Raw genomic sequence first — 16,111 nt, 5'->3', positions numbered from 1 at the left:
ACTTCATAAATGCTTTGTCCATTATCACCGATCGTCTCGGTCACACTTATGTTCTTACCTTCGGTCACTTCGGTTTTCGCTGTCGCTGCTGCTTTATCCAACTGACCTTTGTTTACGGCATCACTTGGGGCTGCACCATCTGCAACATTAGTAATTCGGTTATCTGCGGCATCAATGCCATCCTTAGTGATGCTTGGACCATTGCTAATCGTTACGCCATTATCATTAATAACGGTACCGCCAGCGGTCACGCTATCTACTTTCAGGTCTTTGTTTAAACCGTATTGAATGGTATTACCCGCCTTGGTCACCGTGAGGTTTTCTTCATCATCAACAGTACCAATATCAACTGTGTCACCTGCTTTAATCGCATCCGCGTCAGCACCATTCGTTTGTAAGTTCCAACCTTGATCCAATGCTTCAATTGCATCACCAACATTGTTAATTGGGGTCTCATTGACGATATAGCTAGGTGCTGAGATTGTGCCATCTGGATTGACGGTTGAACCGCCACCCAAATGATTAGCCGTTGAATCTGCAAGGTTTCCTAAAGCTTGTTGGGTTGAATAAAGCTGTGAACCATTAATCGCATCGGTGCTGGTTTCACTTACCCGGCCCGCTGCCACATTGGTAATTTGACGCTCATTACCAGCACTGCCTACACTGACTACACTGCTTGGTGTTGTACCTGCATAACCATAAGTGATACCCCCCACCGTACCATTGGCAGTTGGATTAGCTGCTTCAGTCACAGAGCCTGCACCAAGCGCAACATCATCCGCATTAGTTGCCGTTGCTCCAGAACCGAGTGCCACACCGCGTGTTGCTTGAGCATTAGCAGTATCACCCAAAGCAATTGCACCTGCGGCTGCTGCTATGGAAGTATTACCTAAAGCCACTGAACCTTGTCCAATGGCTTGGTTGGTGTTACCAATCGCAACCGCACCACTTGCCATGGTTGAGGCAGCAGTATCACCTGCGGCAGTGTTGTCTTTACCTAAAGCAACCGCACCACTACCACTGGCTCTGTTTGGATCGCCAATTGCAACCGCACCATCACCATTGGCAATCTGATCACGTCCAATCGCAACCGCACCACCTTCGGCTGTTTCAGAATTGGCTGTGGTGCCATCTGAACCAATTGAGACATTTTTTCCTGTTGCACCCGTAGTGACACCATTCCCCATCGCAATGTTGTCACCCTCTGTGCCCTCCGCTGTAGCCGCATTACTGCCAATCGCAATATCATTGCTACTTTGAGCCTGTGCATCCGTTCCAATTGCCGTTGCATCATCTGCTGTCGACTGTGCACCTTGTCCAATGGCAGTCGCTCTCAAAGCATCAGCCAGTGAGCGATGACCAACTGCAGTTGCACCATCAGCCGTAGCTCGTGCAGACAACTCTTTGGCATTGCCAGATCCAATTGCAGTAGAGTCATTGCCTGACGCAGTCGCATTTACCCCCATCGCTAAAGAGCCATGACCTATCGCTTGTGAAACGGCACCAAAAGCAACGGCACCCAGCCCAGCTGCGTTAGCTTGCACCCCAAAAGCAGAAGATGCTGTACCTGTCGCTTTAGAGGTTAAACCATAGGCCGATGAAAAGTTCCCCGTTGCAACCGCTTGTACCCCAACCGCAGTCGCTCCCTGTCGAGCTTCCGTGGTTGGATACACATTTGCCACCAAAGTGCCGCCTGTGACTTGCGTATATTCAGCACTCAGTGCTGAATTTAGAGCTAAGCGATTAACATCATCACCACCAATAGCAATAGAGGAGTCACCGACTGCACGGGTATTGGCACCTAATGCAACGGATTGATCACCACTTGCCTGAGCAACCTCACCTATCGCAATGCTTTGACCGTTGTTTGTGTTAGATGATGCTGTTGATGCTTCAGCACCAATTGCAATAGCACCTTTATTGGCTGCATTGCTTCGCCGACCAATGGCCACCGAGTCATTCGCGTTGCCTGTTGCATTGGTTCCCATTGCAATTGAATCGGCCCCTGTGGCATTTGGTGCAGTAGCCGGATCATAATTTCTGGGTGAATTACTACTTCCAATGGCGATACCACGCTGCCCACTGACCGTTGCTGAATGTCCCAAAGCAACACCGCCCGTAGCACCTTTATTCACTGTTGCAGTGTTACCCTGTGCAATGGAATAATCTGCATCTGCAATGGTTTGACGACCAAAAGCAATTGAAGTCTGACCTGTGACACGGTTGGCAACACCAATCGCAATACTATTGGTACCAATCCCTGTGCCATCAGGTGTTCCAGTAGGATCATCGACAACCTGATTGCCAATCCCCATCAAGATATTATACCCCCCCGTCCCGACAGTACTATTGCCTTGGCCTACGAGTACGTTATGAAAACCTGCACTGGTATCTGAATTATTAGCCGTTCCAATTGCAGTTGCTCCGCCCGCTCCTTTAATTATATTTTGGCGTCCAACTGCTGTCGATGCGCTATGGACTGATCCTGACGATGCACCTACAGGTACACCACGTCCATAGGCAACAACACCAGACCCTCGCCGATTGGTCATATTTTGGGCTCTTGTTGGATCAGTACCTGAGATATCATTACCGCATCCCACGGCCGTACCATTACCACCATTGATAGTGGCTTCATTCACCCCAGCCCCACATTGTGATGAAGAAGGCGAAATGGCCATACTGGAGCCGTTATTTGAAGTCCCCCCACTGGTATTTGCAGCAGCAAAAGCCCCTGCGCTCCAGAATACTGAACTAATCGTAAGTGCAATTAAGGTAGGTTTAAGCAGAGTTTGTTGATATGTTGAAGCAGGAGAGGCAATTTCTGTTTTTATTGATATACTTGCTGCTACATTACGTTTTTTTGTTGCGCCACGAGCATTTTCAGAAACGACTGTCCATAGACTTAGACTTTTATTCCAGACTAAGCGATATATTTTATTCATAATTAGGTGCCTTTATATTAAAGCAAGTTAAACACCTATAAATTTAATAAAACAAAAACAACAAACACTTAACAATTTATGATTATTTTTAACAATTAGTTCACATTTTTCTATAATTACGCGCATTATTCCCAGTAAGCATACTAAGCAACAAAACAGGACTCAATAATTAACATAATAGGACTTTTTAAGGCTAAACTACGATTGTATATTTAAGCTGAGTTATAAATATGTTTAGCTCAATCTATTGAATTTATTCTCAAAACATATGAAAAAACAAATGCTTAATATTCATAATGATTATCTAAAAATACTGGTAGATACTGCAACCACATTTGGTGTCCCAAAAGCTGAAGTTATTCGTCATGGTCAAATTCCTTTATCTTTACTGACTGATAATAATAACTATGAGCGTATAAGCTTTGACCAATGGACAGATATTATTATTCGACTATTAGAACTTTTACCAGACAAAGCGGTCGGCTATCAGTTTGGTTTAAATTGTAAACTCACCTCGCATGGTGCACTCGGTTTTGTCATTATTACCAATAGTTCGATTGGTAAAGTACTGGTAGATTTACAGAAATACTATAGTATGCGTATCCACAAAATGGATTTATCGGTACTCAATAAAAATAATAAAATTATCATCCGCTTCAATCCACTTTACCAACTTCCTACGCATTTAAATGAAAGTAAGAAAAATACTGTAAATAAATTTTTTATTGAAAGTGCTTTAATTGATATTGTTAATAACCTACAAATGGTTACCAACTTTAATTTAACTGGTGTCAATGTTCATGTGACTTGGGATAAAGATGCTTATCATTCACTCTATGAAAAACGCTTACCCAATTTTCATTTTAATCAAGACTACAATCAGATTACGTTTGACCAAAAATGCTTAGACCTACCACTGACCTTTAGTTCGAATAGTGCCTACCAACTTGCAATGGAAATGGTGAATAAGGAATACCTTTTCTATCAAGATCAGGATAATAAAATTATTTTAAAAGTGAACCAACAGTTAAAATTTACCCCGGGCTTAGGTTTTCCAAGCCTGACCGATGTTGCAGGTAAATTAAAATTATCTGAAAGAACTTTAAAAAGAGAGCTATCTCTTGCCAATACGACCTTTTCTGCTCTGCTGCAATCAAAGAAATTTGAACTTGCAAAAAAGCTGATTGACTCGAATCGTAATATCCAAGAAATTTCCGATTTACTCGGTTATAGCCATATCAGTGCCTTTTCTAGAGCATTTTTAAGTTGGACAGGGAAAAAACCGAGTGATTATATTCGGGAACAGCGAGTTTCAATTAAAAATTTTTATATACAGCAATCCAAGAAACTATATAAAGAATAAGAAATTTTAAATATCAATCAAAGCAGCACTCAACATCATTAACCACAATTTTATACATAATATGCATTTTTCACCCAAACTATTCCATTATCTAAAAAATGAAGATACATTATAAAAACTGAGTTTCACCTCAGTCGTTGATACCCCGAATTAGACGACTGAGGCTTTTTATTCAAAACATAAATTAATAATGAATTGCATTATTTATTATTAAATAAAATTTGCTATTTTATATAGCCCCCAGTTTACCCTCAGTTGTCGATACCCCGAATTAGGCAACTGAGGCTTTTTATTTTTTAGCCTTATCAATTTATACTTTAAATATAGTTTTCTAAATAATGCGCGAATCTAATCTATTGGAAAAATATTTTTTTCTTAACCACAAAGACACACTAACCAGCGCAATCAACACAGGGACTTCAACCAATGGCCCAATCACCGTGGTAAATGCCACAGGTGAAGCCAAACCAAAGGTGGCAATTGCAACCGCCAATGCCAACTCAAAATTATTACCTGCTGCGGTAAATGAAATGGCTGTAGTTTTGGCATAGTCATTGCCTATCCACTTACTCATAAAGAAACTGATAAAGAACATCAAGACAAAGTAAATGGTTAATGGAATCGCAATACGAAGCACATCCAAAGGCAAGCTCACCACCTCACCACCTTTCAGGCTAAACATCGCCACAATGGTAAACAGTAAAGCCAACAAGCTGAGCGGGCTGATCTTGGGCAAAAACACATGCTGATACCACTCTAAACCTTTGGCGCGTACCAAGATCAAACGAGTCAGAAACCCAAGCAAAAATGGAATACCCAGATACACCAAGACAGCATGGCTAATGGTCCAAAAATCAATATGGATCACTTGCCCTGCAATACCAAAGTACGGCGGTAAAAACGTGAGGAATAACCAAGCATAAGTACTAAAGAATAGAATCTGGAAGATACTATTGAAAGCAACCAAGGCTGCGACATATTGATTATCACCACAAGCCAAACCATTCCAGACCAACACCATCGCGATACAACGGGCCAAACCAATCAGAATCAGTCCTGTCATATATTCTGGATAGCTATGCAAAAAAATAATGGCTAATGCAAACATCAGCACAGGCGCAATAATCCAGTTCTGCACCAAGGATAAAGTTAAGGTTTTCTTATCTTTAAACACTTGTGGCAACGTCGCATAATCTACTTTTGCTAAGGGTGGATACATCATCAAAATCAAACCGATTGCGATCGGGAGATTAACGGTATCGACACTCATCTGATTTAAGTGAGTTGAGACTTGTGGCATAAAAATGCCAATCGCAATGCCCATAGCCATGGCGATAAAAATCCAGAGCGTTAGATTACGATCTAAAAAAGAAAGGGTTTTCATGGCATTTTAATCACAGCAACTTTGGGATACCAAGCTTTGCAGACTTGGAAATAAGGTCACGGCTTGCGTATCCAAAACCGATAGAATCTCATGCCCCCAAGCGGGCAGTTGTGGATTGATGCGGTAATACACCCATTGCCCCTGACGACGATCTTGCAACACACCCGAAGCACGTAATAGCGCCAGATGACGCGAAATTTTCGGTTGGCTTAATTGTAGTTTTTCAGTCAGATCACAGACGCACAACTCCTGATGTTGGGCTACCAACATGACAATATTTAGCCTTGTTTCATCTGATAAGCATTTAAAAAAATCAACAGCTTGCATTTCTCTTCCCCCTTAAATCTGTAATCTCATGGCAGGTATTTACTGAATCCGCTGACCATGTTCATCAATCACCTGTTCGCCATCTTCTTTACGAAATGCACCTTTCTGAGGGAATGGTAAAATGTCGAGTACACGTTCCGACGGTCGACAAAGACGTGTGCCCAACGTAGTAACCACAAAAGGACGATTAATGAGGATAGGATGTTCAAGCATAAACTCGATCAGTTGAGCATCGCTCCAATCATCACGATCAAGTGCCAAATCACGATAAGGCTCAACATTCTGGCGAATCGCCTCTCTGACAGTTAATTGTGCATCCCGAATCAATTGAACTAACTCATCATAGCTTGGTGGAGTAACAAGGTATTCAATCATGATTGGCTCTACTCCAGCATTTCGAATTAAAGCCAAAGTATTACGGGAAGTACCACAAGCAGGATTGTGATAAATGATGATGTCCGTCATGACGTGTTGATCTGATAAATTGAATAAAGCCAATATATATGTTTTACCATATATATGTAAATCCATATATTTAAATCAAATAATGGCACCTAAAAATATATGATTAAAATCATACGGATAAGGTTTTATAAATTTTCAATTATTGTTATCAGGCAAAGAGAGCTTTAGATGGATAAGGCATTAAAACACATTCTAAAACGAGCTAAATCGTTCTAATTCATCAATCAGTTGCTTCTTTAGCTCATCATCATAAAGTTTGAATTTTAAGGTTTGGGTATAATTATCAACAAAGATGAGACGACTAAATTCACTGTTGACCAGACCTTTAGCAGCTAAGAAGGCCTGATAAGCCGAAAGTAACACATTCAAACGATGATTCAGCGGTTTTTGATCTCGTATTGTGGGCACTTTATTCTGCATATAAACAACTCCTCGATTTTCTAAGTCCCGCCCCTTTATTTAAAATAATCTAAAGTTCTTTGGATAAGTCATTCTCAATTTTTGTTATTGCAGTTTTTATTATATAAATCACGATAATGTTTTTAGATGACACTTTTATGACAGCTGTAACTTTCAGCAAAAATCAATGAACATCAGCTAGATAAGTTTTCCTGTATAGATTATGCTGCTTAAGCTATTTAAAAGCGATATCTCACAATGAACGATACATGTCTTTTAACAGAATTAGATCTCATCATTAATTATTATGTGACGAGAAATGGCTATCGGCCGACCCGAATTATTCTAGGTTATAAGACCTATGGCGCACTGATGCAGGATCAGCGTTTTGCCGATGAGGTCATAAACTCAGCCCTTGATCCCAATAAGCGTAAATATAAGAAACTGAAAATTAAAGTCACCAAGGATGATCATCAACTCGAGTTAGAATAATCTAAATCACTCAGCTTCAGTATCATTTCTCTATCGGAACCAAAGCATAGAAATCCCGAATCAAATAGTAGAAAATTAACAGCTCTAAATGTTTTAAATGTAGTCACGACATGATTATCAAAGCGTCTCAGGATGACCATCTTACTTTATTAAATATATGGGAAAAATCAGTCCGAGCGACCCATGATTTTTTACCTGAAACCATGATTGCTGAATTAAAACCTTTAATTTTGAATGAATATTTCCATCATGTTCTACTGAATAAATACGTGATTGATCAACAGATTGTAGGATTTCTAGGTACCAGTGATGACAATATTGAAATGTTGTTTATTCTGCCTGAGTATCGAAGATCAGGGATTGGTAAGGCGTTGCTCGATTTTGCAGTCAAACAACTTCAGATCTATAAAGTCGATGTGAATGAGCAAAATCTGCAAGCGGTTAACTTCTATCAGAAAATGGGATTCCATACTGTGAGTCGTTCCGAACTCGATGGTCAAGGAAACCCTTATCCACTTTTACATCTACAAATAAGCCCCTAAGCAGCAATGCTTTCAGACTTACTCCTCCTCATAGATAAATACGTGTTCAATGCTGAGCCCAAATGCATGTGCGATTTTAAAGGCTAATGACAGACTAGGATCATAGCGCCCCTTTTCTATAGCATTAATGGTTTGCCTCGACACGCTGACATAATCCCCTAAGTCGCTTTGCGACCAGCCTTTGCCTTTTCTCAATTCAGGTAGATTATTTTTCATCTATATTTCCAAGTTCCAACGGCTGTAGCAATAGACCAAAGCATTGCCATCATCGGCCAAATGATAAACATGGTTAATTTTGGAAATCCAACATTTTCTAGAAAACCATAACTAAAAGTAATCAAAGAAGTTCCTACAAAGCTAATCGCCAGAGCCTGCAATTGTATCTTTTGCTGCAACTCATCAAAACGTTTGAATTGTTGAATAATGATCAATGCAATCATCAATGCAGGCAATATGGGCATTAATGAAACAACAATTTTAAGCCATTGTATCTCAATAAAATTTAATGCCTTTAATGATCCCACTAAAACCACGATATACAGCGCAATTGCAGCAATCAGCTCAAATAAATTCCGATAGTTTTTCATAACTCACCATGTAAAGTAAACTTTACATCAATATATAAATTTAACCCAGAAATGTAAAGCTTACTTTACATATTCTTTATTCTTAAACAAAAAAAGCTGGTCATCTGGTTCTAACTGAATTGATCATTTTGAAAGACAAGTTAAGCAAATGAGTCACTGAGCAAATTTACTTTTTCTTCTAATATGCGCCTACTGAATAGTAACCTTCGAGCTTTAGGTTCACATGACTCAATCGCCAAAAGTTAAACGCAGTTTTCTCAAAACACAAACCGCGCAAAAAATGCTGAATAGCCCTGCAAGCCATCAAGCACGCAAAATCCTCTCTAATGCGCGAGATCGTATTTTACGTGGACAGCAACTTGCGCTCTCAGGCAAAACACCTTTTGATATTGTGTACCAGCGTGAAATCATCAGCCTGCGTCACTACACAGCTGCGACTGACAGCACGGTCAAGCATCGTATTCCATTGGTAATCGTGCCACCATTGGCAGCCAATATGCTGATCTACGATTTATTTCCAAATCGTAGCTTAGTCCGTTATTTTCTAGCGCAAGGTTTCGATGTTTATCTGATTGACTGGGGCACACCGAGCCTACGCCAAGCCAAATATAATCTTGGCACTTACGTTAAAACTTTTATGCCTGAATTTATCGAAAAGATTCGAGAACACAGTGGTCAACAACAACTGTCGCTGTTCGGCTGGAGCTTGGGTGGTGCGTTATCGCTTTGCTATACCGCTTTATCACAAGATAAGAATATCCAGAACCTGATGATTTTAGCCTCGCCGATTAACACGCATAAATCAGGTTATATGGGCAAGTTTTATCAGCGTCTCACCATTCCTGCACAGTGGATTCGCAGTAATACCAAATTCCGTATTCATCAAGTACCCAGCCGTGTCTTTCATATTCATGGCTGGCAAAATACTTTGGGGTTTAAACTCACCGATCCCATTGGAAACTTTAAAAACTATTGGGAGTTGTTAAAGAACCTTGATGATCGTCAATTTGTAATTAACCATGCCACTTCAAGCTCATTTGTGGACAATATGCTGGCTTATCCCGGTGGTGTCATGCGCGATATTATTCTGCGTTTCTGGATTGATAATGAGTTATCGACAGGTTCTGTTCAATTTGGTGAGCAAAGCGCGAATCTAAAAGACATTGATTGTTCAGTACTTGCAATTGGCGGCAGCAGCGACATTATCGTTACCGCAGAAGCAGTGCGCCCACTCATGGATTTAATTGGCAGCAGCGACAAGCAATTTGAAATTGTGCCGGGTGGGCATATGGGTCTGGTCTCAGGCAGTCAAGCACCACAGTTGGTCTGGCCTGTAGTCACACAATGGTTAGCGCCACGTTCTGATTAATCGACTTCATGCTAAAAACAAAAAAGCTGCCATCATCGGCAGCTTTTTTAATCTCTATCTCGCTTGATTATGCAAAATGCTGATAACGATGCAATACCAAACCTTCGACATTGACTGGTGTGCCCAACAAATAGCCCTGTAACTGGTTACAGCCGAGACTGGTCAAAATATCTGCTTGCTGTTGGGTCTCTACCCCTTCTGCAGTAACAATTAAACCCAATTTTGCAGCCAAATGGATAATACTTTCCAGAATCGCTTCTTCTTTTGAATTTGGTTTGAGATCAATTAAGAAACCACGATCAATTTTAAGTTCATCGACAGGTAAATCTTTTAAATATAAAAAGCTTGAATAGCCAGTACCAAAGTCATCAATCGCAATGCGGATGCCAAGCTTACGCAAACGCTCCAAAGTACGAATACTGGAATCAATATGATGCATGGCCGTGGATTCAGTGATTTCAAGAATAAGATGATGTGGTTGGATTTGGTATTGTTCTAATAATTGTTCGAGGACACTAAATAGCTTTTTATTTTCGAATTGTAATGCAGAGAGATTAACAGCAATTGGATAAAACGGACTATTACTTCGTTCCCATTTCTGGATTTGCTGACAGGCTTGTTCCAGTGCCCAATACCCCATTGGAATGATCAAACCCGTTTTCTCTGCCCCTTCAATAAACATTTGCGGGGTCAGCAGTCCCAGTGTTGGATGCTTCCAGCGAATCAGGGCTTCAACACCACAGACTTCATAATTGCATGTAAATTTAGGTTGATAGAACAGTACAAATTGTTGCTCATCGACGGCTTTGTACAGATCATTGATCAGTTTAGACTGACTCCGTACATCTTGCTGATCTGACATCGAATGGAACATGGTATAGGTATTACGGCCCTGATCTTTTGAGATCAGCATGGCAACATCAGCATTAATCAGTAAATCTTGAACATTCGTGCCATGTTCAGGATACATGGCAATCCCGACACTGGCAGAAATATTAATATCTTTTGCCGCAATCAAATAGGTTTCTTGGATGCAATGCAAAATATCTTCTGAAAGCTGCATTGCTTCATTGAAATCGGTATCTTCCGAAATTAAAACAAACTCATCACCACCAATACGAAACAGCTTATGATTATCACCAAGCTTAGTGTATAAACGGTTTGCCATCTGAATCAGTAATTGATCACCAATATGATGCCCAAAAGCATCATTCACGGATTTAAAACGGTCTAAATCAATATATAAAAATGCTGCTTTCTGACCATTTAAGCGATGATGATTAAACACCACTTCGGCATGTTCAGTCAGGTATAAACGATTCGGTAGCTTTGTAAGCGTATCATGTAAGGACTGGGTAGCAAGCTCTTTGTTGATGAGTGTAAGTTGCTCATTGCGTTCTTCTAACCGCGCTTCGAGTACGGCAACCGCAAAGCCTGCAACCAACACCAGACTGGTAATAAAGATAATCGTGAATAATAAGACACTTTGCTCTGTCTGCTCAGAGATTAGGATTTGCGCTAGGCTTTCATCAAAATAAGTCGCAGCCATACCAGTATAGTGCATGCCAACAATACTTAGCGCCATTAACACGGCAACCACGGCTTTGAGTAAAGTACGATAGGTCACTGCGGTTTTATATTTAAAAATGAAAAAGAAACTTAAACCTGAACCGCTGATCGCAATCAATACAGAACACAGCACCAGTAAGGGATCATAATGCATGGCATGATTTTCAATGCTCAATGCGGCCATACCGGTATAGTGCATCCCCGATATACCGAGTCCCATAAATACAGCACCAAGGATTAAGCGTGGTATCGGCAAAGTCGGTCTTGAGGTCAGCCAGACAGCAAAAATAGAAGCCGCTGCACCAATCAAATAAGAAAGTACAGTTAAATTAACATCAAAGTGATAGCCTTCCGGCAAATGGCTAGCCAGCATTCCCACAAAGTGCATTGACCATATCGCTAACCCTAAGATTAGCCCACTCGCAACCAAAATGCTTTTTTCAAACTTTTTATAAGCACCTTTAAAAACGAGTTCTTCCATCGAAACTGCAGCGTAACATGTCGCGACTGCAACCAAAATGGAAACGATGACCAATGTGCTATCGTAATCAACGTGAACCATAAAGGACTTCCATGATTATTCAGTACTTTTTTTTATATGATGAGCAAAATGCCCGAAATCCGAACGACGTTTTACACCCAAAGAAGCCATGAATATGGTATTCATAAACTTTCCTTAACAATAACATCATCTAGCATAAGGTCAAGTCTTTTTCACTTTATAAATCAATAGAATAAAAGCACATTTTCATTTCAAACCAATGAAAAGTCTTGTTTTTTTATTACATTTTTTTTACCAAAAGACTCATTTTATTTTGCTAAATCATTTTAATTTTTAAGTTATTTCAATTTGTTTGTTTTTAATCGTGCAGACACCCCAAAGCATGCAACACTTTTTAGTTTGAATCAGTACTGCAAATGAGCAGCAACATGATCAAAACATAAACAATATAAGCTTATTTTTCAAGCTACATTGTTATAACTCTGTTATCACAGCCCATAAAAAAGCCCCTGTACAAACAAGGGCCTTTTAAAGATTAAACTAAAACTTAGTTCTTCTCTTTGTCTACGATTTTGTTTGCTTGAATCCAAGGCATCATCGCGCGTAACTTACCACCGGTTACTTCAATGCCGTGTGCAGCATTTTGACGACGACGAGCAGTCATTGATGGATAGTTCAACGCACCTTCTTGGATGAACATCTTCGCGTATTCACCAGACTGGATACGTTTCAATGCATTACGCATTGCTTCACGAGACTGTTCGTTGATGACTTCAGTACCAGTCACATATTCACCGTACTCAGCATTGTTAGAAACTGAGTAGTTCATGTCTGCGATACCGCCTTCGAACATCAAGTCAACAATTAACTTCAATTCATGTAAGCATTCGAAGTAAGCCATTTCTGGTGCATAACCAGCTTCAACCAAAGTTTCGAAGCCCATTTTAACCAATTCAACCGCACCACCACAAAGAACTGCTTGCTCACCGAATAAGTCAGTTTCAGTTTCTTCACGGAAAGAAGTTTCGATGATACCCGTACGACCACCACCTACGCCTGAAGCATAAGAAAGTGCAACATTACGTGCATTACCAGATGCATCTTGGTGGATCGCGATTAAATCAGGAACACCTGAACCACGTTGGTATTCAGAACGTACGGTGTGACCAGGTGCTTTCGGCGCAACCATGATAACGTCTAAGTCTTTACGTGGAACAACTTGGTTATAAAGAATAGAAAAACCATGAGCAAATGCTAAAGTTGCACCTTCTTTGATGTTTGGTTCAATCACGTCACGATAAAGTTGAGATTGGAACTCATCTGGAGTCAAAATCATGACTAAGTCAGCTTGAGCAACAGCAGCTGGAACTTCAGAAACTTTAAGACCTGAGTTTTCAGCTTTTTTCCAAGAAGTAGAACCAGCACGTAAACCAACAGTTACGTCTACGCCAGAATCTTTCAAGTTAAGTGCATGTGCATGGCCTTGTGAACCATAACCAATGATTGCAACTTTCTTGCCTTGGATGATTGATAAGTCACAGTCTTTATCGTAAAAAATTTGCATCTGTTTTCTCCGCTAAAATTTTTGTCATTTCCCTTGTTCTGCAAGGACAGATCTTTTGTAGGCTCCCCCATGATTACCTTTAAAGGTGATCCCCCTCTTTTCAAAGAAGGGTTGGAGGAGGTTTTTAAATTGTTAAAACTTTTTCGCCACGCGCGATGCCTGATACACCAGAGCGTACAACCTCAAGGATGGTATTTTCTGCAAGCGCATCAATAAAACCATCAATCTTGTCCGTTGTACCTGCAATCTGAATGGTATAAGTCGTTGGTGTTACATCAACGATTTGGGCACGGAAGATGTCAGCTGTACGTTTAATTTCCGCACGTGCTGCACCCAAGGCTTTCACTTTGATTAACATCAATTCACGTTCGATGTGTGAACCTTCTGACAAATCAACCACTTTTACCACTTCAACCAATTTATTCAGTTGCTTGGTGATTTGTTCAATTTTGTGATCATCGCCATAAGTCGTTAAGGTTAAACGAGATAAGGTTTCATCTTCAGTTGGCGCAACATTCAGTGTCTCAATGTTGTAATTACGTTGAGAAAACAACCCCACCAAACGAGAAAGCGCACCAGCTTCATTTTCAACGAGTACAGAAATAATATGTCTCATTATGTACGCTCCCCTTTGCCTAACCACATATCTTGCATTGATTGCCCAGCAATCAGCATTGGATATACATGTTCTGTACGGTCTACCATGACATTAATGAATACACATTTATCATTAATTGCCATCGCTTCAGCTAACTTAGATTCCAGCTCATCCGCATGATCAATCTGAATACCAACATGACCATAAGCTTCCATTAACTTGGCAAAGTCTGGTAATGAATCTACATAAGAACTTGAATGACGTCCTTCGTAGTTCATGTCTTGCCATTGCTTTACCATGCCTAAAGCTTGGTTATTTAAGCAAAGGATCTTCACATTCAAGCCATACTGCTTACATGTCGATAATTCTTGGATACACATCTGAATAGATGCTTCACCTGTAATACAAACCACTTGTTGATCTGGGAATGCAAGCTTTGCAGCCATTGCATACGGTAAACCAACACCCATGGTGCCTAAGCCACCAGAATTGATCCACTGACGCGGACGTTTGTATTTGTAGTAGTTCGCACCAAACATTTGATGCTGACCCACGTCAGAAGTTATGATCGCTTCGCCATTGGTCACGCGATCTAATGCTTCAACCACTTGCTGTGGCTTCATTACACCATTTTGACCTGCTTCATAACGTAAGCCATGTACCTTCCGCCACTCATTAATCTGAGACCACCATGACGCAATTGCTTCAGGGTTTGGCTTAGATACATTCATTTGTTTCAGTTGTGCCAACATTTCTTGAAGTACTGGCTCTACTGCACCCACAATCGGGATGTGCGCCATAATCGTCTTCGAAATGGTTGCTGGATCAACATCAATATGAATGACTTTGGCATTGAGACAGAATTTTGCAGGGTTATTGGTTACACGGTCATCGAAACGCGCACCAATGGCCAAAATCACATCTGCATTGTGCATTGCCATGTTGGCTTCATAAGTACCATGCATCCCTAACATGCCCACGAATTGTGGATCGTTACCAGGGAAAGCACCTAAGCCCATCAAGGTATTGGTGACTGGATAACCTAATAAATGTGCAAGTTCTGTCAATAAGCCAGATGCATTACCTTGAACGACACCACCGCCCGTATAGATCATTGGGCGTTTAGCCGTAATCAACTCATCAATCGCTTTGCGAATTTGACCTGAGTGACCACGTGAAGGCGGTTGATATGAACGCATCTTCACTTTTTCTGGATATTCGTAGGCAAATTTTTCTGCAGGGTTGGTCGCATCTTTCGGAATATCAACAACGACTGGACCCGGACGGCCAGAAGACGCGATATAGAATGCTTTCTTAATAATTGCAGGAATTTCACTCGCGTGACGCACTTGGAAACTGTGTTTTACGATTGGACGAGAAATACCAACCATATCTGTTTCTTGGAACGCATCCTCTCCAATGAGATGGCTTGCAACCTGACCAGACAAAATCACCATTGGGATTGAGTCCATGTAGGCTGTTGCGATTGGAGTGACGGTATTGGTCGCGCCTGGTCCAGAAGTGACCAGTACCACACCTGTTTTACCTGTTACGCGTGAGTATGCATCTGCCATATGACCAGCAGCTTGCTCATGACGCACGAGGTAATGGTTAATTTTGTCTTGTTGAAATAGCGCATCATAAATATGTAATACAGCGCCGCCTGGATACCCAAAAACATGCTCTACGCCTTCGTCCGCAAGCGCACGAACGAGCATTTCACCACCAGATAAAAGTTCCAACGTGATTCACCCTAGTATTTTGCACAATTTATGGGAGACATAAATTGTGTTCATTCATTAACTTTTGCACTTCTTATAAGTGTGCGTATTCTACTCGTTTTTGCTGCAATAGGAAAAATTTTCTGAGACTCATCAGCCGTATAAACTTGATGACATCTCGAATCAAAATGTGCTGGGATAAGCATATTTCAAAAAATCATTCTCTCGGCTAGAAAGAATGTCCATTGCAAGCCATGACATTTATTCGAAGGGTGATCAAATAA

General features: G+C 40.7%; 15 protein-coding genes. 4 read left to right on the top strand and 11 right to left on the bottom strand.

What is annotated here, in order from left to right; all coding sequences use genetic code 11:
* Window positions 1-2,945, bottom strand: a 2,945-nt coding sequence (locus MN869_RS18280) for an ESPR-type extended signal peptide-containing protein (protein WP_279324161.1), incomplete at its 3' end; no start/stop codon positions are given.
* 268 nt (window positions 2,946-3,213) lie between these two features.
* Between MN869_RS18280 and MN869_RS18275 the strand changes: the two genes are divergently transcribed.
* Window positions 3,214-4,308 (top strand): AraC family transcriptional regulator, encoded by a 1,095-nt coding sequence (locus tag MN869_RS18275; protein WP_171553438.1) that lies wholly within the window; start codon window positions 3,214-3,216, stop codon window positions 4,306-4,308.
* Window positions 4,309-4,639: 331 nt separating this feature from the next.
* Here the strand turns inward: MN869_RS18275 and arsB are convergent, their stop codons facing one another.
* The 4 genes from arsB to MN869_RS18255 all read right to left on the bottom strand — a co-directional run bounded on the left by arsB (window position 4,640) and on the right by MN869_RS18255 (window position 6,904).
* The gene (gene arsB, locus MN869_RS18270) at window positions 4,640-5,692 is read right to left on the bottom strand and encodes an ACR3 family arsenite efflux transporter (RefSeq protein WP_243308955.1); all 1,053 of its coding nucleotides are present in this window, start codon (window positions 5,690-5,692) and stop codon (window positions 4,640-4,642) included.
* Window positions 5,693-5,698: 6 nt separating this feature from the next.
* Window positions 5,699-6,019 (bottom strand): metalloregulator ArsR/SmtB family transcription factor, encoded by a 321-nt coding sequence (locus MN869_RS18265; protein ID WP_243308953.1) that lies wholly within the window; start codon window positions 6,017-6,019, stop codon window positions 5,699-5,701.
* Window positions 6,020-6,058: 39 nt separating this feature from the next.
* Window positions 6,059-6,484 (bottom strand): arsenate reductase (glutaredoxin), encoded by a 426-nt coding sequence (arsC, locus tag MN869_RS18260; RefSeq protein ID WP_243308957.1) that lies wholly within the window; start codon window positions 6,482-6,484, stop codon window positions 6,059-6,061.
* Between the two features lie 192 nt (window positions 6,485-6,676).
* The gene (locus MN869_RS18255; RefSeq protein ID WP_243308951.1) at window positions 6,677-6,904 is read right to left on the bottom strand and encodes a hypothetical protein; all 228 of its coding nucleotides are present in this window, start codon (window positions 6,902-6,904) and stop codon (window positions 6,677-6,679) included.
* 237 nt (window positions 6,905-7,141) lie between these two features.
* Here MN869_RS18255 and MN869_RS18250 point away from each other — a divergent pair, with 237 nt between their 5' ends.
* Complete coding sequence (locus MN869_RS18250) at window positions 7,142-7,375, top strand: hypothetical protein (protein ID WP_216078116.1); 234 nt, start codon at window positions 7,142-7,144, stop codon at window positions 7,373-7,375.
* Between the two features lie 110 nt (window positions 7,376-7,485).
* Entirely contained in the window at window positions 7,486-7,917 is a 432-nt protein-coding gene (locus MN869_RS18245) for a GNAT family N-acetyltransferase (protein WP_243308950.1), read from the top strand.
* A gap of 18 nt (window positions 7,918-7,935) precedes the next feature.
* Here MN869_RS18245 and MN869_RS18240 read toward each other — a convergent pair whose 3' ends face one another.
* Both MN869_RS18240 and MN869_RS18235 read right to left on the bottom strand, forming a co-directional pair.
* On the bottom strand, window positions 7,936-8,133 hold the full coding sequence (locus MN869_RS18240) for a helix-turn-helix transcriptional regulator (protein ID WP_243308949.1): 198 nt from the start codon (window positions 8,131-8,133) through the stop codon (window positions 7,936-7,938).
* The gene (locus MN869_RS18235; RefSeq protein WP_243308948.1) at window positions 8,130-8,504 is read right to left on the bottom strand and encodes a hypothetical protein; all 375 of its coding nucleotides are present in this window, start codon (window positions 8,502-8,504) and stop codon (window positions 8,130-8,132) included. The genes MN869_RS18240 and MN869_RS18235 overlap by 4 nt, the downstream gene beginning before the upstream one ends.
* A gap of 223 nt (window positions 8,505-8,727) precedes the next feature.
* On the opposite strand from MN869_RS18235, the gene MN869_RS18230 reads away from it, so the two are divergent.
* Entirely contained in the window at window positions 8,728-9,873 is a 1,146-nt protein-coding gene (locus tag MN869_RS18230) for an alpha/beta fold hydrolase (RefSeq protein WP_243308947.1), read from the top strand.
* Between the two features lie 67 nt (window positions 9,874-9,940).
* On the opposite strand, the gene MN869_RS18225 is transcribed toward MN869_RS18230, so the two are convergent.
* The 4 genes from MN869_RS18225 to MN869_RS18210 form a co-directional block, all read right to left on the bottom strand.
* The gene (locus tag MN869_RS18225) at window positions 9,941-12,004 is read right to left on the bottom strand and encodes an EAL domain-containing protein (RefSeq protein WP_171553446.1); all 2,064 of its coding nucleotides are present in this window, start codon (window positions 12,002-12,004) and stop codon (window positions 9,941-9,943) included.
* Between the two features lie 487 nt (window positions 12,005-12,491).
* The gene (gene ilvC / locus MN869_RS18220; RefSeq protein ID WP_005210468.1) at window positions 12,492-13,508 is read right to left on the bottom strand and encodes a ketol-acid reductoisomerase; all 1,017 of its coding nucleotides are present in this window, start codon (window positions 13,506-13,508) and stop codon (window positions 12,492-12,494) included.
* 124 nt (window positions 13,509-13,632) lie between these two features.
* Entirely contained in the window at window positions 13,633-14,124 is a 492-nt protein-coding gene (gene ilvN / locus MN869_RS18215) for an acetolactate synthase small subunit (RefSeq protein ID WP_004804329.1), read from the bottom strand.
* Entirely contained in the window at window positions 14,124-15,848 is a 1,725-nt protein-coding gene (locus MN869_RS18210; protein ID WP_243308942.1) for an acetolactate synthase 3 large subunit, read from the bottom strand. Before MN869_RS18210 ends, ilvN begins: the two co-directional genes overlap by 1 nt.
* Window positions 15,849-16,111: the final 263 nt, after the last annotated feature.

The sequence above is a fragment of the Acinetobacter sp. NIPH1876 genome (genome assembly GCF_022808535.1).
Lineage (GTDB): Bacteria > Pseudomonadota > Gammaproteobacteria > Pseudomonadales > Moraxellaceae > Acinetobacter > Acinetobacter higginsii.
Note: the sequence above shows the minus strand (reverse complement) of the source record. Positions and strands in the feature narration are given on the sequence as shown.